The organism is Providencia sp. SP181 (assembly GCF_050446505.1).
Taxonomy (GTDB): domain Bacteria; phylum Pseudomonadota; class Gammaproteobacteria; order Enterobacterales; family Enterobacteriaceae; genus Providencia; species Providencia vermicola.
This window is the reverse complement of sequence record NZ_JBBPXM010000001.1, coordinates 188,558-207,920: the sequence shown is the minus strand read 5'-3', so window position 1 is coordinate 207,920 and position 19,363 is coordinate 188,558. Positions and strand designations below refer to the sequence as shown.

Sequence of the window (19,363 nt, the reverse complement as noted above, 5' to 3'; positions counted from 1 at the left end):
ATGTAGTTATGTTGTGGCATTAACGAAGGGGCTATTAGGGATATTAAAATGATTACTTTACGTTTTAATTTTAAACTTGCGGTTATGGTTTCGCTATTATTTCATTTTGGTATTGTTTTTTATTGTTTAAGTGCAGAGAAAACACGTTTCGCACAAATTTATACGCCAATAAAAGCGGAGATAATCTCTTTTGCAATGACGCAAAATGTAATTGAAAAGCAAATAAATGATGTCACATTACATAATGAGCTAACAGGTGGATTGCTCTCAGAACCACAACAAAATGAAAATGCCGTAATTAAAGTTGCGAATAAAAAAAGCACGCACAGTGATGAAAATAAAGTTTCAGCAACTCAGAAAAAAAACATCGAGAAAAAAGATGAAAAACAACCAAATAAAAAGGTTATTAAGCAGCAAAAAGAACAGCAACAAAAAAGTGAAAAAAACGATGATGTAAAACAAGAGCAACAGGCAGGGCAAAATAACACGGTCTCCGATGCCGCAGGCGAACAGGGGGCGCAAAATACGAGGGCGGTTGGGGATAGTATAAGCGCGAGTCACCAATCTTATATTGATAAATTACGCCGTGAAATAGAGCGCCATAAACGTTATCCCAGAAAAGCGAGAAATACCAATATTCAAGGAACGGTAGAGGTGAGTTTTACGCTAACGCCATTGGGGGAGATAACCAAGGTAAGTATTGCTAAATCCTCTATGCATACTCAACTCGACCAAGCAGCGTTAACGGCAGTAGCGAAGAGCAGTTCTGTTGGTATACCGCCAGAAGGCTTTAAAAAACAGGTTACATTAGCAATTAAATTCAAGCTATAAATTGCCGAACCGTGGTGGTTTTCAACCTGAAAAGATGACTAATATTTGTGGCAAAGGTGAGCCTGAGCCTATTGTTATATATTGGTAATAAACTATTGGTAATAAAAAGCAAGCCGCCATACAACATAGCGGCTTCTTTGCGAATTATTTTTCTGTTGTAGTCGTTTTAATTTCGTCACCTTCTGGTAGCGTGACGTTTAACTCAAGAACAGAAATATCATCGTCTTTTTGTTCAAATTGTACTGATAACATCTCAGGATCAACTTGGACATACTTGCAGATAACTTGCAAAATATCGCGTTTCATATCAGCAAGGTATGCGGGTTCGCTATCACCACGGCGGCGTTCCGCAACGATGATTTGTAATCGCTCTTTTGCGATATTCGCTGTCGTCTTTTTTCTCGACAGAAAGAAATCCAATAAAGCCATTATTTACCCCCCAAATAGGCGTTTTAAGAAGCCTTTTTTCTCTTCTTCAATGAAACGGATAGGGCGATCTTCACCTAAAATACGCGCGACACAGTCATCGTAAGCTTGGCCTGCTTCAGACTCTTTATCTAAAATAACAGGTTCACCTTGGTTAGATGAGCGCAAAACAGATTGATCTTCTGGAATAACCCCAATCAATGGAATGCAAAGGATTTCCAGCACATCTTCCATACTTAACATATCACCGCGGGTCACCCGCCCTGGGTTATAACGGGTCAGTAGAAGGTGTTCTTTTATTGGGTCTTGGCCTTTTTCTGCACGACGTGATTTAGAGGCTAAAATACCTAAAATGCGGTCTGAGTCACGAACTGAAGACACTTCTGGGTTGGTCGTAATAATGGCTTCGTCAGCAAAATACAGCGCCATTAATGCACCACTTTCAATACCTGCAGGTGAATCGCAGACAATAAAATCAAAACCAAGATTATCACCGAGCTCATCAAGGATCTTTTCCACGCCTTCACGGGTTAATGCGTCTTTATCACGCGTTTGTGAGGCAGGTAAAATAAACAGATTTTCGGTACGTTTGTCTTTAATTAAGGCTTGATTTAGCGTTGCATCACCTTGGATAACGTTGACGAAGTCATAGACAACTCGACGTTCACACCCCATGATGAGGTCAAGGTTACGTAGACCGATATCGAAATCGATTACGACAGTTTTTTTCCCTTTTTGTGCTAGGCCAGTTGCTATGGCCGCGCTTGAAGTGGTTTTACCAACACCACCTTTACCAGAAGTCACTACAATTATGCGTGCCATGAATAATTCCTTGTAAATAAGGTCTAATTTAAATATTCGATGTTAAGTTTGTTATCAACTAAACGAAGTTTAGCTGCTTTGGCGAGAAATTCAGCAGGGATTTGATCGCTCAGCCAATATTCACCTGCAATAGAGACTAACTCTGCTTGCAAATGCGTACAATAAATCTGACTTTCAATATCACCAGAAGCACCTGCTAAGGCACGACCGCGCATCACACCATATATATGAATATTACCATCTGCTAACAGTTCTGCACCTGCACTTACATTACTTGTGACGATAAGATCACTATTTGGTGCGTAAATACGTTGCCCAGAACGAACAGGGGTATTGATAATTCTAGTCTTACGATAAACGGGCTCATTTTGTACCGCGGCAACACTTGCCTCAGCCTGAATTTCAACAGGTTTCTGGCTTTTACCTTCACTTAATATTGGTAAGCCTGCTTCATTGGCTTTTTGGCGCAATAAAGGGTCTGTACACCCACTAACTCCAACAATACGTAACCCCGCAGAAACCACAGATTTATGTATGCTGTATAAATCTGCATGTGCAGTTAATTCCGCAATATTGATGACAACAGGGGCATTTTTAAAGAAATCAGGAGCCTGACTTACTTTTTCTTGCAGCGCTTTTTTGATGAGTTTAGGCTCTTCACTGTATAAGTGAATAACTGAAAGAGTAAAACTGCTGCCTTTAAGTTCTATTGGCGATTGTGGCATCTATCTAGACTCAGCAAATTAAAATTTCCGAAACAATCCTCGGGTGAAGATATTCTGTAAAACAATAGCATGTTATAGTTACTACATTCTTCAAGCAAGCTAATGAACTAAGAAAAAGAGTTAAATATAATGATTTGTGCAATTTATAGAAGCCCTAAGCGTGAACAAACCTATCTTTATGTTGAAAAGAAAGATGATTTTTCACGCGTTCCTGAAGAGTTATTAGCCCAATTTGGAACACCTCAATTTGCTATGGTGATTGCGTTAGACAAGCGCGAAAAGCTTGCTAATGCTGATTTATCACGAGTTAAGGCTGACTTACAAGAAGTTGGTTATTACTTACAATTTCCGCCTCCAGTGGAGGATCTGCTTTCAGAACATAAAGAGCTTAATATTTAAAGTAATTTAAGAAAAACCTGAAAAGCTTTGTGTGCTCTGGAGGATACAAATGAAACCAACGTTATTATATACATTAGTCGCTGGTTTGCTTTTAGCAAGTTGCTCAGCGAAACAACATGGAACGGTTGCGACTCAACCGATTACTGCGGAACAAAGTGCGGCGATTATCCAAGAAGTTGCTGCACTAGATAAAGCGTTTCCTATTGAGCAGCGTGAACCTTCGCAATTTCCTGCTTATGTGGAATTATTGAAAGAACATGCTATTGCTCAAGGGATCAAACCCGCCACGATCGAACGTGGTTTTGCAAATATTCATTTTATCGAACGAGTGGTAAAAGCGGATAAAGGGCAGCCAGAAAAAAGAGCAACGGTCACATTAGCAAGCTACCTGAAAAATGTCCTTCCGCAATCACGTATCAATGCGGGGTATGATAAGTATATTGAAAACAAAGCGCTGCTTGATTCAATTAGCCAAAAATATGGCGTTCCACCGCAATTTATTGTTTCCCTTTGGGGGCTTGAAAGTGGCTTTGGGCGCTCACAAGGAAAAGAAGACGTCATTTCAGCGCTCGCCACGTTATCTTTCGAGGGGCGCCGTGAAGCGCTTTTTAGCAAGCAATTGCTGGCAGCACTAGAGATAATGGATAAGGGGTATATCCCTGAAGACCAGCAATTAAAAGGCTCATGGGCTGGTGCGATGGGTCAGAGTCAGTTTATGCCAACATCCTATTTGTCTTATGCGGCAGATGGTGATGGCGATGGAAAGATGGATATTTGGAATAATAAAGCGGATGTTTTCGCCTCAATCGCCAATTATTTATCAACAGAAGGTTGGCAATCCCAATTACCATGGGGTTACCAAGTCAGTTTACCAGCGGACTTTGGCCGAGCTTTAGAAGGCGTTAAAGCAGAACAAGGCAAAACTGTCAGTGATTGGCAGCAATTAGGGGTTAAGTTACCTGCATTTGCACAACTATCGCCGGATGTAAAAACATGGGTTGTTATTCCGGATGATCCTGAAGGTAGAACATTTTTAGTGACAGAGAACTTTCGCACCATCATGCATTGGAATCGCTCATACTATTTTGCATTGAGTGTTAGCTTGATGGCCGATGGCATCGCTCAAAAAATACAATAACGATAATAGGAGTTACCCTTATGTATCAACATCGTGACTGGCAAGGTGCTTTACTTGATTTTCCAGCAAACAAAGTTGTTTGTGTAGGTAGTAACTATGCCAAGCATATCAAAGAGATGGGCTCAGCTGTACCCGAGGAGCCGGTTATCTTTATCAAACCTGAAACTGCACTTTGTGATATCACTCAATCGATTGTTATTCCAAAGGATTTGGGTGCAGTTCACCATGAAGTCGAAATGGCAATTTTGATTGGCATGCCATTAAAAAATGCGGACGAAGACCGTGTTTCTCGTGCAATTGCAGGTTATGCCGTTGCACTGGACTTAACATTGCGTGATTTACAGGCAAAATTTAAGAAAGCGGGTCAGCCGTGGGAAAAAAGTAAAGCGTTCGATGGTTCTTGCCCAATTTCAGGGTTTATTCCAGTCAATAATCCAAGTGAATTGCAGAATGTTCAGTTATCACTGGAAATTAATGGGGAAATTCGCCAAGAAGGCTCAACGCGTGATATGATCACGCCGATTTTACCTCTTATTAGCTATATGTCCCGCTTCTTCACATTACGTGCAGGGGATGTCATTTTGACGGGGACCCCAGAAGGTGTCGGTCCATTGGCCTCTGGTGATATGTTAAAGCTATCGATTAATGACCACTCGCTGACAACTCGAGTTATTTAAGTATAGGATTGATAAGTATTATGTCGCAGTTCTGGCAGGTTAAGACACTAGATGAAATGACAGATGATGAATGGGAATCTTTGTGTGATGGATGTGGGCAATGTTGCTTACATAAATTAATGGATGAAGATACTGATGAAATCTATTTCACCAATGTGGCTTGCAACCAATTAAATTTGAAAACCTGCCAGTGCAAGCATTATGAAAATCGCTTTGAGTACGAGGCGGATTGCATCAAGCTCAACCGTTATAATTTAGAAACTTTTGAGTGGTTACCAACGACTTGTGCTTATCGTTTATTGCTTGAAGGAAAAAGCTTACCTGCTTGGCACCCGTTAAAAACAGGTTCCAAAGCTGCAATGCATAATGAAGGTGTGTCTGTGCGGCATATTGCCGTTAGGGAAATTGATGTGGTTGATTGGGAAGACCACATCATGAATAGACCAAAAGGTAGGGGTTAACGACTCCGATTTTTCGTTGAAAGTTAGTATTGCTTTTTACTTGATGGCAGAATTGCCGCCATCTACAAACAGCGCAGTTCCTGTCACAAAGCTTGACATTGAACTGGCTAAAAATAATGCGGCTGAAGCGATTTCTTCAGGCTCAGCCAATCTTTTCATAGCATGTAAATTAGCAGCCCAATCTCTTTGCTGTTGATCGCCAGCCATATCTGTATTTACACCGCCAGGTAATAGAGCATTTGCTCGAATATTTTGTGTGGCATAATCCGCAGTGATCCCTTTAGCCAAGGCAATTAAAGCAGTTTTCGCTACGCCATAGGCCGTCATATAAGGTAAAGCTGAGCTAGTTCCTACAAAGCTAGATGTAAAGACAAGTGATCCACCACCTGTTTTAATCATGGCAGGAATTTGGCTTTTCGCCCCCATAAATGCAGCGGTAATATTTGCATTTTGTACTTTAAACCATTCTTCTAACGTAAAGTCCGCTAAAGGTTTTAAAGTACCAACAGAGCCTGCATTATTTATTGCAATATCAAGCTTACCAAATTCATTAAGTGTTTTATCGATGATGGCACTATGCGTCTCTTCTACACAGATATCACCCACATGATAAATGACCTTACCGCTATATCCTTGTATTTCACTTACAATCTTGCGGAGGTTTTCTTCGCGTCTTGCAGTTAAACAGACAGATGCTCCATGTTTAGCAAATAGAAGGGCTGTCGATTTACCTATGCCAGAAGATGCTCCCGTAATAATTGCAACTTTGTTTTTTAATAACATCATGATGCTCCTTAGTTTATGTGTATAAACCATAACTTAGGTGAGACGATAGCAATCTCTGTTTCTTGCTTTATAATTTAATGATAGGAATTTAAATATGTAGAGAGAGATAGGACTATCTTTGATGAATACCTTTTTATGGTTTTCTTTAAATATATTCAATGATAGTTGGGCTAAATAGAAGGTCTAATGTGGTTGCTATTTTGGGAAAAGCGGCTCTTATTGCAGTTGAGACGATAGAGCCTTTCTTAGTTTTTAAATTATCACTATTGGTTTTATAGTCATTGTACAAATAGGGACGGAAAGAGAACTGCGTGCCTTTTTTCTATCGGATAACAGGCACGCAGTTTGTTAGAACGTTCAGATAAATAAACCTGTTTTTGCTGGTGTATTAAATATGGGAATAAATGATTCCAACACTCAGTGCTAGAATTGACCAAAACCCGATAAATAGAGTGTACTTCGTTATCATGGAGTTTACTCCTGTTGTTTGATGTTAGTGTATCTACTTAATTTACTTTAAGTTAAATACACAAGTGAATAAGCTAACAAATTTTTACATCTATTACAATGTTGTATAAATTTACATTTAATTTTAAATTTATATAGTTAAAAGTACTTAATTAATTGTTATTATTCGTCAAATTTGCTAGATTTCTTGCTTATTTTCGATGAAATTATGAAATAACATGAAATCTATATATTCACTGCTTTGTTTATGCATCATCTCAGGATGTTCTTCGAATCCAACTTTTGAACCTAATAAGTCTACATGGCCAAAGCCGCATAAAGATTTGCGTACATCGGAGCAAAAGCGCATAGATAGAGAAGCAGTTCACGAACAACAACGCGCCGTTATGCGAGGGGAAAGACCAGACTACGGTGTTTTTGAACGTTACTAGTGGGGGGTATTGTTAAATATCCACGATTTTTTATAACTAGCTAACTTATATTGTTCTTATTGTTCTTATTGTTCCTGATAGGAGGTGAATTTTAATTATGTTCACCGTAAATGGTTTTTATTTATGATTACAACCTTCTTTCGCATACTCTGTTTTTTAATATTGATACTATTTGCGTTTGTACTTGGTGTCTCATTAAACCTTAATCCTCAATTGGATGTAACGGCTCAGGCTAAATTGATGGTGGCAAACTTTATGTATCAACCACAAGCGACAGAGTTTAGAAATGTGAAACTGTATGCAGCAGCTGCAGGCTCCCCTCATAATATAATAGGGAATGTGTGTGGTGAAGTATTCACCTTTAAAGATGAAGCACCTTACCAGTATGAAAAATTTATTATTCAAGTCGCAAAAGATAAAAATAAAAAGAATATTTTATCTTTTCCTTTATTTGATTTTGAAGGTGAGATGATCCCTGAAGCTGATTTTCAAAAAATTTGGCAACAACGTTGTATGAATGAAATTCCAGTAATGGCACCATAACATTAATATAAAGGCGTAGTTTTTTATTCTCTAATTATAGGTATTAAAATGGAAGCATCCTTACCTGGACTTGATCTAATTACATTATTGGATATCCTTTTTTCTACATCACAGTTTCCTTTATTAGAAAGGTTTAGTCATCATGCATTAATGATTAATTATGCTTTTTAGCTAATCACTCATGATTGCCTTTAAATAGTTAGACTAATTTTTTAATATAATTTTAGTTATCAAATCTCGTCGAAAATAGTTTGTGGTGTTGTTAATACGCTGCGCATTTTTTGTTAAAATATAAAGTGTAATGGTAAGTATAAGCTTTGCTTTTATTTAGGTTGTTAGTTAACATATCCTAAATTAATGTAATCTAAGGGGAACAGAATGAAAACGTTTGGTGTCGTTTTAACGATTATTGGGCTCATTACTGCTTTTCTATCATATAATATGGATGTAAGTATACCTATCGTCTATGGTGAGAATATAAAAGATGCAGGCCTCGCATTTGATAGGCAAAATTACATTATTGGGAGTCTTGTTGTTGCTTGCTTAGGGATTTTAATTGTTATTTTTGATAATCGTAAGAAGAAATAATTTAGTTTAGGAGTTTATTCATAACATAAGTTGTTTATAGCGCTTGGGCTAGGGCCGTAAATATATAGCCTGGTAATGTTCTTATGGGTCATTTTAAGAAGGCTCATTGAAGGAGTATTGGGATGTTGTTTTTCGTCGTGAGATGAATTGACTTAACTTAACCTAAATAAGGATGTGTATGAAAAAATACCTGGTCTTTTCAGCCTTAGTTTTAGTTGTGGGGTGTACCGCAAAAGAAGCGAATATGACAAAGCCTATTGGAATGGCTAATCCAGCTTCAGTTTATTGTGGGAAAATTGGTGGAACATCTGAAATTATTGATACTGGGGAAGGGCAAGTGGGTATTTGTACATTACCTTCAGGTGAGAAGATAGAAGAGTGGGCCTTATACCGCAGAGATCAACAATAAATTATCTAGCCTTTCTCCTAAAGCAAAAATCTGTTTTGGTTTTTGCTTTTCCTTAATCAAAAATAAATCATTTTTCACTCACCTTTTACTGTTATTGGCCGATAATAGTAGTGTCGTTATCTATTCGATAGTTATCATGAGTCTAGTATAAATTTTGTAGAGCATCTTAAGTGCTTCGATGGCAACATTTTTATCGTTTCATATGGCTTTTAATGTTGAACATGATCGAACTATCGTAAATTGTTGATGTAAAATATTTTTATGGGGCATTGTCTCATTATGTTCAAAAAACGATACTAAAATAGAGTTAGCTACTTTATGTTATGTAATAGGGGTAAAAATAGGTCTTATTGCACGAATCGAATATGTATAAAAACGATATGATGCAATTTAAGATAGGATATTGTTTATTTACTGGTCTTTTTTTGATGTGTTTAAGGTGGTTGATCACACTCTTACACACTATATGTGTAAATTAAGAATATTCTTAATGCTAAAAATGAAGGTTAATATCTTTTTTTGGGGAGGTGTTCGTTTTAAGAAATCATGATGGTTTTCATATGGTTATGAAATGCGAAAATTGATATAGAACAGTTTGTTTTTTATACTAACTAATGGCTTTTTTTATTCTATATCAAAAACAATGATAATTTTTTTTTACATTGTTTCTATTATTGATACTCTCATTAAGATGTATTACTTGTTTGTGCTGTTGAATGAATAAAGCATTTTATTGCGATTTTATTATTATTTTTCCATCTATTTTTTTTTAGCCTTCCATTTATATATTTCTATTTGGATTAAATCAGATTCAAATGATTTCTTAATTCATATATATTAAATGTTATTCTGTATAAATCTAATTACTGATATGATTAACCCTAAATACTCGTTTTGGGTGTTTTCTTGGGGTTAAGCATAATAATTCGCTATTATCATTTTTTTAATCTTTGAGAATTTAATCATTATCCTCATAAAAATACATTAAAATAATTTATATTTAATGTTCTGTTTACTATTCTAAATATGATGTGTCTGGATGATATTTTGCGATAAAAAGTATCCAAATGTAAGTAAAATGTCTTTTTTTTCACTATAAGTCAGAAAAACGTGTTTTATAAAAAACCATTTAAGTTTAAATTTAAATATTTAAACTCTAGAAAATTATTATAAATCACTTTTTTATCTAAAAATTGAACTTTTTACGTGTAAATCAGCGAAAACAACACATCAGATACCTCAATCAATAGATCATTTTCAATAGATATCATCTATCAAATGATTTGATATGCAATGATAAAAACGATTTAATAAAATTTAAGTTATTATGTATCCTCTTTTCGAGATCATATAGAGCATATGATTATTAATTGAAAATAGGACTAATTAAGAAACATATTTATTTGTATTAATGCAGAAGGTTTCAAAATGAAACATAAGCCTTAATATTCGTATATTTATTGTACGATAGGATTTTTGTTTTCATTTTTACCACTAAATAAAACAAAAACTTAATGAGTTCTTATAAGTGTAAGAATAAAAATCTCATATTAGGAAATGAAAATGAAGAAAGTATTACTGACTGCAGTTGCAACAACAATTATCGGTTTATCAACAGCTAACGCTGCTGGTACAAACGTTGGCGGTGGCCAAGTTAACTTTCACGGTAAAGTGACTGATGTTTCTTGTACTGTTTCTGTTGACGGCCAAGGTAGCGATGCTAGCGTTTACTTAGCGCCAGTTTCATTAGCAGAGGTTCGTGACGGTGGTGCAGACGTTTTACTGAAAGCTAAGCCATTTGTTATTGATGTAACTAATTGTGTTGCTGCCGATGTGCAAGATAAAGCGAATGATGCAGCAATTGATAAAACATTATTAAATGTTAACTGGACTGGTGGTAACTTACTGCAAGGTGCATCTGGGAAATCAGAAGGTTACTTAGCAAATACTGAAAGCACAGGTGCTTCTAACATCCAATTAGCACTATCTGTTGATGATAGCGCTGACTTAACAGGTAAAATTATCCCTGGTAACCCAACACAGAAAAAAGTTACTGGTGATGTGACAAAAGTTGAGAATGGTGCTCGTTTCCAATATTACGTTGGTTATGCAACTTCTACACCTAAAACGGTAACGACAGGTGAAGTTAAAAGCTATGCTACTTATGAAATCACTTACCAATAAGAGATCAGTAAGTTAATTATTTATTTATTAGTGTTATTCCTATGACATTATTTGAATATTAAGTAAATATTACTTTAATAAGCGGTAGCTATACTGCCGCTTTTATTTTGAGGTTTAAATGAAAGCAATAGTTTTTATATTCTGCTTCATTTTCAGTATGCATTCATTTGCTAATAATATTATCGTCAATGGCACACGGTTTATTTACCCTGGAAATGAAAAAGAAATTACCGTGCAATTAAACAACACAGCGGATCGTCCTGCGATTGCACAAGCTTGGCTTGATACCGGTGATGCATCAGAAACGCCAGACACGATAAAAACACCTTTTCAAATTACACCGCCAATTTCACGTGTAGAGGCTAAAGGTGGCCAAACATTACGAATCAAATTAATGGATAAAGGAAGTATTCCTCAGGATAGAGAAAGTTTATGGTGGTTAAATATTTTAGACATTCCACCAGTGGCTAAAGGTAAGGAAGGTGATAATCAGAATGTATTGCAATTAGCGATCCGCTCTCGGTTTAAATTCTTTTATCGCCCCACAGGACTCGGTAGTCGTGAATTAGCGCCAGAACAACTTGTCATCAAATCAAGTGGTAAGAATATTATTATCGATAATCCGACTCCTTACTATATTACGGTTACAAAGATTTCAACAGATGGTAAGTCTGGCTTAAATGAAAAAACTGTTTTATTAGAGCCCAAAAGTCAAACAACGGTAGAATTAAAAAAAGTCGTAAGTTCAGGAAGTAACATCGTAATTAATAATATTAATGATTATGGATCAGATATTGCGGTGAAAACTACCGTTAAATAGGAATATATGATGAAACAGCGAGAGTTAATAAATAAATATAGCAATACGCTCTCTGTGACCTGCTTTGTCACTGCATGTATGGTACCTACATTTTATGCATGGAGTGAAGAAGATACAACCTATGAGTTTAATAGTGGTTTTATTATAGGTAGTAAAGAAGACGTTGATCTGGCGCGATTCAATTCTTCAGGAATTAGCCCTGGAAAATATTCAGTTGATGTTTACACAAATAACAACTGGAAGGGGCGCTATGATCTCAATTTTGAAGAGCAGAAAGATGGTCGATTAGCGGTGTGCTACACGCCAGCAATGCTTTCTGACTTTGGTATTAATACTGAAAAATTGAACCCAACACTTAACCAAGATAGTGACAGTTGCTTACCATTAAAAGATTGGAATAATGAAAAAGATGTTGTGGATATTTTCCACGCATCGACACTACGTTTAGATATTTCTGTTCCACAAATTTATGAGCAGCGAATTTCCCGTGGATATGTTTCTCCTCAGTTTTGGGAAACAGGGATCCCTGCATTGAATGTAAGCTATATGGCTAACTATTATGATAATCATACTAGTGGTTCTCAAGGAACTGATAACGCCAGCGCTTACCTTGGATTAAATGCTGGGTTAAGCTTTGATGGTTGGTTGTTCAAGCATATTGGCAACCTTAACTGGCAGCGCCATGATGGTACGAATTGGAATAGCAATCAAACTTACTTACAAAAACCTATTGCAGGATTAAAATCAAAAGCGACTGCTGGGCAATTTTATACAGATGGCGATCTATTCGATAGTATCAGCTTACGTGGTGCAAAGTTGGCGACAGATGACAACATGTACCCTGACGGGATGTCAACATATGCGCCTGAAATTAGAGGTATAGCACAAAGTAATGCTTTGGTCACTGTCAGGCAAAATGGCTCTATTATTTACCAAACAACCGTCTCTCCAGGTCCTTTTAGCTTAACGGATGTTTATCCATCAGGTTATGGGAATGATTTGGTTGTAACAGTAAAAGAAGCTGATGGTAATGAAACGACTTTCAGTGTGCCATATTCATCGTTAGCGCAATTATTACGCCCAGGTTTCACTCGATATCAAGTTGCTAGTGGTAAAGCAGATGCTGATGGATTAAGAAATCGTCCCTTTATTATGCAGGGAACTATTCAGCATGGTTTGAATAATACATTTACACTTTATGGCGGTGTGACAGCATTTGATGACTACCAGGCTTATTTAGTTGGTACAGGTATCAATACTGGATTTGGTGCAGTTGCAGTTGACTTAACACAATCAAGAACTGCATTTAAATATAGAACCGAGAATGGGCAAAGCTATCGTTTAACATTTAGTCGTTTATTCACACAGACAGATACTAACCTAGTATTAGCTGCTTATCGATATTCAACAAAAGATTATTACAATATTAATAATGCATTGTATGCAATAGATAATGATAAGCGTGGCGTAGAAAATACGCTAGGCCGCGAAAAGAACGGCTTTAGCTATACAATAAACCAAAACTTACCAGAAGGGTACGGTGGGATTTATTTTACTGGCCGTATCTCTAATTATTGGGATAAATCAGGAACTGAAGAGCAATATCAACTGAGTTATAACAATAATTATAACCGTCTCTCATATGGTATCGCGCTGATGAGAGTATATGCAGATAATACTAATAATAATAAAAAAGACGACCGTATAAGTTTAAATCTGAGTTATCCCCTGTATTTTGGCGAAAGCCAGAGTGCAACATTGACGTCAAATACAGTATTCAATAACGAAAAATTTGGTTCAACTCAAATTGGTGCGAGTGGTGCATTCGATAAAGAGAATAACTGGACTTATGGTATAAACACTTCGGTTGCAAATGGTGGTGAGAAAAATATTGGTTTGAATACGGGATACCGTACCTCACTCGTAAATACCAACGCTAACTATAGCCAAGGCCAGGGATACCGCCAATTTGGATTGGGTGCTAATGGTTCTATGGTTGTGCACTCGGGGGGAGTGACATTGACGCCTAATAGTTCAACAACATTAGCGTTAATTGAAGCAAAAGGTGCTGAAGGTGCATCCATTATGGGGGCGCCAGGAACTCGTGTAGATAGTAATGGTTACGCTATCGCACCTTATGTAAGAGCTTATCGTATTAACAATGTAGAAATCGACCCTAAGGGCAGCCCAGAAGATATTGTTTTCGAAAATACAACAAGCCAAGTTGTGCCTTATGAAGGCAGCGTAGTTAAAATTAAGTTTGGTACTAAAGTAGAAAAAAATATTGCATTTAATGTCGTAAGACCTGGCAATAAATCATTACCGTTCGGCGCGAATGTGACTGATAAAAATGGCGAGTCAATCGGTATTGTTGGGCAAGGAGGAACTGTGTTTATTAGCAGTGAAACCGCGAAAGAAGCATTCATTAAATGGGACAATGGCCAGTGCTCGTTCTCTTTAGAAGCTGGAAACAGCAAGGAAAGTTTATGTCAATAACGAAACAATATCGTTTGTATATCGGAATTGGATTGCTTCTTACTGCAACTTATGCTTCTGCATATTGTAATCGTACTTCGACTCGTACATATGAACTTAATATGCAGATGGGACGGGTCGTGGTAGATCCTAATTTAAATGTTGGGGATACAATCGCTGAACAAACGTGGGATATGAGGGAAAACTCAAGTGCTATTTATGCATACTGTACTCGAAATACACCGATCTCAGCATTAGTTACTATGTCGAGTCTTGTTCCTGTAGGGAATAAAATTTATCAGACAAATGTTCCTGGAATTGGTATGAAATTTCACCGTGAAGGTGCGATAAGGATGACATACCCAGATACATTTTATGCACCAACATCGAGTAACTACTACTTAGCTGGGTCGAAGTTTATTTTAACTTTAGTGAAAACGGCTCCTGTTACAGGATCTGGTGTTATTGCGAGTGGCTACTATACCTCTTATGGGTATATTCCAAATAACAATCCATTTTTAGTAACGAAGTTAGATGCTGAAGCAATTACAATAGTTTCTCCTTCTTGCCAAGTAGAGGGGGGGAATGAAAAAAATGTTTATTTGGATCCAATTAAACGTTCTCAGCTCAATGGTGTAGGTACAACTGCAGGTGAGAAAAACTTTGATATTAGATTGATCTGTAGTGGTGGTGTTAGCTATTCTGGCTTTGCAAATGTGAATATGACTTTTAATGGTGATGTACCAGACAAGATGAATAACCGACAAGGTGTTTTGATTAATCAAATTAAGTCATCAAATGGAGCTGCTGGCGTCGGGGTACAGGTTTTAGAACGTAATACAAATAAACCACTTATATTTAATGACAAGTATAGAGTTGGAGTCTTAGCAGATCGACAAACAAAGTATCTTGATTTAAATTACAAGGCTCGATATTACCAATATGGCAGTTCAACTTCAGCTGGTGAAGTAAATTCAAAAATGGTATTTAATATCACTTATGATTAATTGAATAGGTTTTTTGAGGAATATTCAAGAAACTAATTAATATGTATTGAGTTTAAATTATTATAAAATGCCAGTTGTTATTATAACGACTGGCATTTTATTTAACTCAAACTATAAAAATAACATGGTGCTGATGCATCCATGTTATTTTTATAATTAATGACCATCTTAATAAAAATTTTTTAGGGACGGTTTTTGATTGGAGCAATGACACTTTCTGCTGTATATTTTAATTCTTGGCTAGTTTCATTAGAGAGCTTGTTTTTATTTGATTTTGAACTAGTTGTATAACCATGAAAAAACCATTCGATTGGGCAATCCAAAACCTCAGCGATATCAACTAAATGGTTAATAGGTATTTTATTTATACCATTCTCATATCGAGATATTTGTTGCTGACTTAAATTTAATTTATTAGCTAAATCAGCGCCAGAAAGACCAAGTTCTTTTCTCCGGTTTTTTATTTTTATACCGATAATACTATGAATGTCCATATGACATCCTCGATTTTTGTGAAGGGTTATTATTTGATATTTTTAGTCAACTATTACGGGAATAGTATATTAAAAATTAAAGCGATTTGAAAGTTTTAATGCTCATAATTATGATAAAAATCTCTGTTTATAATAAAATAATTAAAGTCATTGTTTTTAGTGTGGGATATTTACGATATTAAAAGAAAAAGTTCACTTTTAATTGTTAATATAACCAATAAAATTAATGGCACTGGTGTTATCAAGTTATCATTATAATATTATTTCAACAATCTAATTCAGCGTGAATTTTAAATCATTGATTAAAATCAATGTATTAAGGTTTTATTAAAATTAAGTATTCAATTTTTTAAATGAGTTAATGTATGGATAATTCATTGTTAATATTCTGATCCTTAATATCTAATCTAGATAATTAAATATTGATTATACTCATTGATAAATAACATAATGTAATAAATGTTCGATAAGGTAGAGTATAAAAACTAAAAAACATCTTATATGATGTTTTTTGCAAAAGGGTCGTTACTCGGATCTTGATTCCATATATATTCCATTCTTAATGCAATGCTTTTAGCTATTTCAACACCATAAAAATCACTGACGATTTGTAGAGACATATCAATACCTGCACTGATACCAGAAGATGTATAAAACTTACCATCATGAACCCAACGTGCAAGCGGTTGCCATTTAACAAGATGATTTAGACTGGTTACCCATTCATAAGCAAGTTTGTTCGTTGTTGCTTTTACTCCATTTAACAGTGAGGTTTTTGCCAGTATGGCAGAACCTGTACAAACCGAAATGGCAGTATCTGCAAATTCAAACTGTGTTTTTACCCACTGGATATAATCTTCATCCATAGAAAGAGGGCGGGAGCCTTGCCCTCCAGGGATCAATATGTGCCGATAGGATGGAGTTGAAATCATGTGCGTATTAACAGTTACACCTTGAGAGCTTGTCATTGGCATTCCTGTTGGTGAAATAAAATCAATTTGGCAATGGTCGAGCCGACCAAATACTTCAACAGGCCCCATCACATCAAGGGTTTCAAATCGATCAAACAGGATAATAGCAATATTGTTTATAGGCATAGGGGATTGATTTCTTATTTTCAAAATAGGTATTCTGCCATAATGCTATTTTTTAGATTGGGATTTTGTGCACCAAACACTAAAGTGTCTAAAAACAAAAATTAATCCCAAAATATGTGCACTAACATATACTATTACTAAGGTTCTACTGGCGCTTATCACTATCCGTGAGGTGAAAAATGAAACTGTATATCTATGACCACTGCCCATTTTGCGTTAGAGCAAGAATGATTTTGGGCTTAAAAAATATTGCAGTAGAGCAAATCGTTCTGTTGGATAACGATCATGAGACACCCATCCGAATGATCGGTAAAAAAATGCTACCGATCTTAGAAAAAGATGACGGGAGCTATTTACCAGAAAGCCTAGACATTGTGCATTATATTGACCAGCTAAGTGAAAAAAAATACGCTACGGGGGTTTTATCACCACAAATTGAAACTTGGTCTAAAGCCGTATCTGGTGTCGTCTCTAAATTAGTGACTCCCCGTTTTGTCGAAACGGATTTCCCAGAAATAAGCACAAATGAAGCTAGAGCTGCATATAAAGAGAGAACGTCAAAATCCTATGGTGACTTGGCTGAATTTCGAAAAGAAACACATACTTTACTCGTCGAACTCGCACCTCAAATGTCATTATTAGATGTCTGGCTAGAAAACCGCGGCGAGACTATTGATATAAACGATTTTTATATCTTTCCTACGTTACGTAGCCTAAGTATTGTTGCTGGCTTAGCCTTCAGTAGCAATATCCGTAATTATATGGATAAAATGTCACATATCACGAAAGTGGACTTGTTGTTCGATAAGGCTAAGTAGTTTTGAATAGATATAGGTCTATAAAAGCCGTACCCATTTGAAATCACATTAATGAGTACGGTTTTGTATTTAGAATATGAGACTAATTGACGTAATCACGCAAGGAATACACTAATTTGTAATGTCCTTGAATTAAGACGAGTTGATTATTTTTTAAATTAATAGTCGCACCTTCTATAAGCATGCGTTTTAACATGGTATCCCATTTAGACAAATCTTCATCAACACATTCAAGTTCCGTCTTGGCCAGGTTTTTAACGGTGATATTAGCGTTATTAATATAGCCTAATCCATTAAAATCATTACACATTGAGGCAGAAACAAACATCTTTTCTCCAAAAGCGATGTAAGGAACAGTTTGTTTTGCTTTAATGGGTTTACCGTCAACTTCAGTTAAAACATAGCGATGGTGAACTAAAGCATCTCGAATCGATTTATCGTCGTTCTTCGCATCGACTTGATGTGTTTGGCAAGCCGCTAATAATAAACCCAATAAGGTCAGTGGAATTAAACGTTTCATCAATCCAACGTCCAATTAAGCATTAACAATATTCGGGCAGGCTTTGCCATGGCTAACCTGATCAATATTGCTAAGAGTTGTTTGACTAATACTGGTTAAAGCCTCTTCAGTTAAAAATGCTTGATGGCCTGTAAATAATACATTGTGACAAGATGAAAGGCGGCGGAAAACGTCATCTTGAATCACATCATTAGATTTATCTTCAAAAAACAAATCACGTTCATTTTCATAGACATCCATGCCAAGTGAACCGATTTTTTGTGATTTCAATGCATTAATTGCGGCGACAGAGTCAACTAAGGCTCCTCGACTTGTGTTGATGATCATGACCCCTTTTTTCATCTTACTGAAAGCGCTTTCATCGAGTAAATGATGGTTTTCAGGTGTTAAAGGGCAATGAAGAGAGATAACGTCTGATTGTTTATATAAAGTATCTAAATCAACATACTCTGCACCTAAGTCTAAAACTGCTTGGTTAGGGTAGGGATCGTGTGCAAGTAAGCGCATGCCAAAACCTTTTAAAATACGTAAAGTCGCTTGCCCAATTTTGCCCGTTCCGATGATCCCTGCGGTACGATTATGCATGTTAAAGCCAGTTAAACCCTCAAGCGAAAAGTTCGCATCACGGGTTCGTTGGTAAGCACGGTGGATCCGGCGGTTTAGGCACAGCATCATTCCAACCGCATGTTCTGCAACCGCTTCTGGCGAATAAGCTGGAACACGAACAACGTGAATTCCAAGCTCTTTTGCAGCTTCAAGATCAACATTATTAAACCCAGCGCAGCGTAAAGCTAAAATGTGAATATTTAAAGCTGCAAGCTCTTCTAAAACAGCACGATTGGCTTCATCATTAACAAAAATACACACTGCGTCAGCCCCCACAGCATTTTTGGCGGTTTGAACAGTTAATGGAAAATCAAAGTATTCAATACTAAAATTAAATTCTGAGCCTTGATTAACTTGCTCCATGTGCTTGCGATCATACTGTTTGGTACTATAAGAAACAATTTTCATCGAAGAGACTCCAATTTTTAGGAACCAATAAAAATAGTAGATAAAATAGTGTACCTACAAAAGATAAACTCAGAATAAGACAATTAAGTTTGTAAATCACCTAGAAATTAAGAAAATAGGTATCTGTTTACATATGAATATGGTTTATGCTTTTTAGACAACGAGTTAATGTAAAGATTGAATTAAAATTCAACAATCATGGTACTGAGCTAATCTCACAAGGACGAAGT

The 19,363-nt window shown here is 36.3% G+C and carries 22 protein-coding genes; 14 read left to right on the top strand and 8 right to left on the bottom strand.

All coding sequences use genetic code 11. The features are described 5' to 3' along the window. Positions 1–48: 48 nt before the first annotated feature. Positions 49–831: an energy transducer TonB gene (locus AABS66_RS00940; protein ID WP_206084202.1), complete on the top strand. Its 783-nt coding sequence runs from the start codon at positions 49–51 to the stop codon at positions 829–831. A gap of 144 nt (positions 832–975) precedes the next feature. Here AABS66_RS00940 and minE read toward each other — a convergent pair whose 3' ends face one another. The 3 genes from minE to minC are packed head-to-tail and all read right to left on the bottom strand — an operon-like array spanning position 976 to position 2,804. After that, on the bottom strand, positions 976–1,260 hold the full coding sequence (minE, locus tag AABS66_RS00935) for a cell division topological specificity factor MinE (RefSeq protein WP_206084203.1): 285 nt from the start codon (positions 1,258–1,260) through the stop codon (positions 976–978). Positions 1,261–1,263: 3 nt separating this feature from the next. Then, positions 1,264–2,079, bottom strand: a complete 816-nt coding sequence (gene minD / locus AABS66_RS00930) for a septum site-determining protein MinD (protein ID WP_206084204.1) — start codon at positions 2,077–2,079, stop codon at positions 1,264–1,266. 23 nt (positions 2,080–2,102) lie between these two features. Then, entirely contained in the window at positions 2,103–2,804 is a 702-nt protein-coding gene (gene minC / locus AABS66_RS00925; RefSeq protein ID WP_206084205.1) for a septum site-determining protein MinC, read from the bottom strand. 129 nt (positions 2,805–2,933) lie between these two features. On the opposite strand from minC, the gene AABS66_RS00920 reads away from it, so the two are divergent. Genes AABS66_RS00920 through AABS66_RS00905 form a run of 4 tightly spaced genes read left to right on the top strand, consistent with a single transcriptional unit; the run spans position 2,934 to position 5,479 of the window. Then, positions 2,934–3,203, top strand: coding sequence for a YcgL domain-containing protein (locus tag AABS66_RS00920; RefSeq protein WP_206084206.1), 270 nt, complete (start codon positions 2,934–2,936; stop codon positions 3,201–3,203). A 49-nt stretch (positions 3,204–3,252) separates the two neighbouring features. Further along, positions 3,253–4,341: a lytic murein transglycosylase gene (locus AABS66_RS00915; protein WP_206084207.1), complete on the top strand. Its 1,089-nt coding sequence runs from the start codon at positions 3,253–3,255 to the stop codon at positions 4,339–4,341. A gap of 20 nt (positions 4,342–4,361) precedes the next feature. Further along, on the top strand, positions 4,362–5,018 hold the full coding sequence (locus AABS66_RS00910) for a fumarylacetoacetate hydrolase family protein (RefSeq protein ID WP_206084208.1): 657 nt from the start codon (positions 4,362–4,364) through the stop codon (positions 5,016–5,018). 20 nt (positions 5,019–5,038) lie between these two features. Beyond that, positions 5,039–5,479: a YcgN family cysteine cluster protein gene (locus tag AABS66_RS00905; protein ID WP_206084209.1), complete on the top strand. Its 441-nt coding sequence runs from the start codon at positions 5,039–5,041 to the stop codon at positions 5,477–5,479. 36 nt (positions 5,480–5,515) lie between these two features. Here AABS66_RS00905 and AABS66_RS00900 read toward each other — a convergent pair whose 3' ends face one another. Then, positions 5,516–6,265: an SDR family oxidoreductase gene (locus AABS66_RS00900; protein ID WP_206084210.1), complete on the bottom strand. Its 750-nt coding sequence runs from the start codon at positions 6,263–6,265 to the stop codon at positions 5,516–5,518. Between the two features lie 686 nt (positions 6,266–6,951). On the opposite strand from AABS66_RS00900, the gene AABS66_RS00895 reads away from it, so the two are divergent. The 8 genes from AABS66_RS00895 (at position 6,952) to AABS66_RS00860 (ending at position 15,190) form a co-directional block, all read left to right on the top strand. Beyond that, complete coding sequence (locus AABS66_RS00895) at positions 6,952–7,164, top strand: AAA family ATPase (RefSeq protein WP_206084211.1); 213 nt, start codon at positions 6,952–6,954, stop codon at positions 7,162–7,164. A gap of 84 nt (positions 7,165–7,248) precedes the next feature. Next, the gene (locus tag AABS66_RS00890) at positions 7,249–7,707 is read left to right on the top strand and encodes a hypothetical protein (protein WP_430224438.1); all 459 of its coding nucleotides are present in this window, start codon (positions 7,249–7,251) and stop codon (positions 7,705–7,707) included. Between the two features lie 378 nt (positions 7,708–8,085). Continuing rightward, on the top strand, positions 8,086–8,295 hold the full coding sequence (locus AABS66_RS00885; RefSeq protein ID WP_206084213.1) for a hypothetical protein: 210 nt from the start codon (positions 8,086–8,088) through the stop codon (positions 8,293–8,295). A gap of 178 nt (positions 8,296–8,473) precedes the next feature. Continuing rightward, the gene (locus AABS66_RS00880; protein WP_206084214.1) at positions 8,474–8,704 is read left to right on the top strand and encodes a putative hemolysin; all 231 of its coding nucleotides are present in this window, start codon (positions 8,474–8,476) and stop codon (positions 8,702–8,704) included. Between the two features lie 1,563 nt (positions 8,705–10,267). Beyond that, the gene (locus AABS66_RS00875) at positions 10,268–10,888 is read left to right on the top strand and encodes a fimbrial protein (protein WP_206084215.1); all 621 of its coding nucleotides are present in this window, start codon (positions 10,268–10,270) and stop codon (positions 10,886–10,888) included. A 118-nt stretch (positions 10,889–11,006) separates the two neighbouring features. Continuing rightward, positions 11,007–11,708, top strand: coding sequence for a fimbrial biogenesis chaperone (locus tag AABS66_RS00870; RefSeq protein ID WP_206084216.1), 702 nt, complete (start codon positions 11,007–11,009; stop codon positions 11,706–11,708). A gap of 9 nt (positions 11,709–11,717) precedes the next feature. Next, positions 11,718–14,204, top strand: a complete 2,487-nt coding sequence (locus tag AABS66_RS00865) for a fimbria/pilus outer membrane usher protein (RefSeq protein ID WP_306803666.1) — start codon at positions 11,718–11,720, stop codon at positions 14,202–14,204. Continuing rightward, positions 14,195–15,190, top strand: coding sequence for a fimbrial protein (locus tag AABS66_RS00860; RefSeq protein WP_206084218.1), 996 nt, complete (start codon positions 14,195–14,197; stop codon positions 15,188–15,190). Before AABS66_RS00865 ends, AABS66_RS00860 begins: the two co-directional genes overlap by 10 nt. A gap of 182 nt (positions 15,191–15,372) precedes the next feature. Here AABS66_RS00860 and AABS66_RS00855 read toward each other — a convergent pair whose 3' ends face one another. Both AABS66_RS00855 and AABS66_RS00850 read right to left on the bottom strand, forming a co-directional pair. Further along, complete coding sequence (locus AABS66_RS00855; protein WP_206084219.1) at positions 15,373–15,684, bottom strand: helix-turn-helix domain-containing protein; 312 nt, start codon at positions 15,682–15,684, stop codon at positions 15,373–15,375. 497 nt (positions 15,685–16,181) lie between these two features. After that, on the bottom strand, positions 16,182–16,781 hold the full coding sequence (locus tag AABS66_RS00850) for a DJ-1/PfpI family protein (RefSeq protein ID WP_206084220.1): 600 nt from the start codon (positions 16,779–16,781) through the stop codon (positions 16,182–16,184). Between the two features lie 179 nt (positions 16,782–16,960). Between AABS66_RS00850 and grxB the strand changes: the two genes are divergently transcribed. Then, positions 16,961–17,599 carry a glutaredoxin 2 gene (grxB, locus tag AABS66_RS00845; RefSeq protein ID WP_206084221.1) on the top strand — a complete coding sequence of 213 codons (639 nt, stop codon included), beginning with the start codon at positions 16,961–16,963 and terminating at the stop codon, positions 17,597–17,599. Positions 17,600–17,681: 82 nt separating this feature from the next. Here the strand turns inward: grxB and AABS66_RS00840 are convergent, their stop codons facing one another. Together AABS66_RS00840 and AABS66_RS00835 are read right to left on the bottom strand one after the other, a co-directional pair. Then, a complete protein-coding gene (locus AABS66_RS00840; protein ID WP_272538460.1) occupies positions 17,682–18,119 on the bottom strand; it encodes an META domain-containing protein in 438 nt (145 codons plus the stop codon). A 15-nt stretch (positions 18,120–18,134) separates the two neighbouring features. Then, a complete protein-coding gene (locus tag AABS66_RS00835) occupies positions 18,135–19,133 on the bottom strand; it encodes a 2-hydroxyacid dehydrogenase (RefSeq protein WP_206084223.1) in 999 nt (332 codons plus the stop codon). Positions 19,134–19,363: the final 230 nt, after the last annotated feature.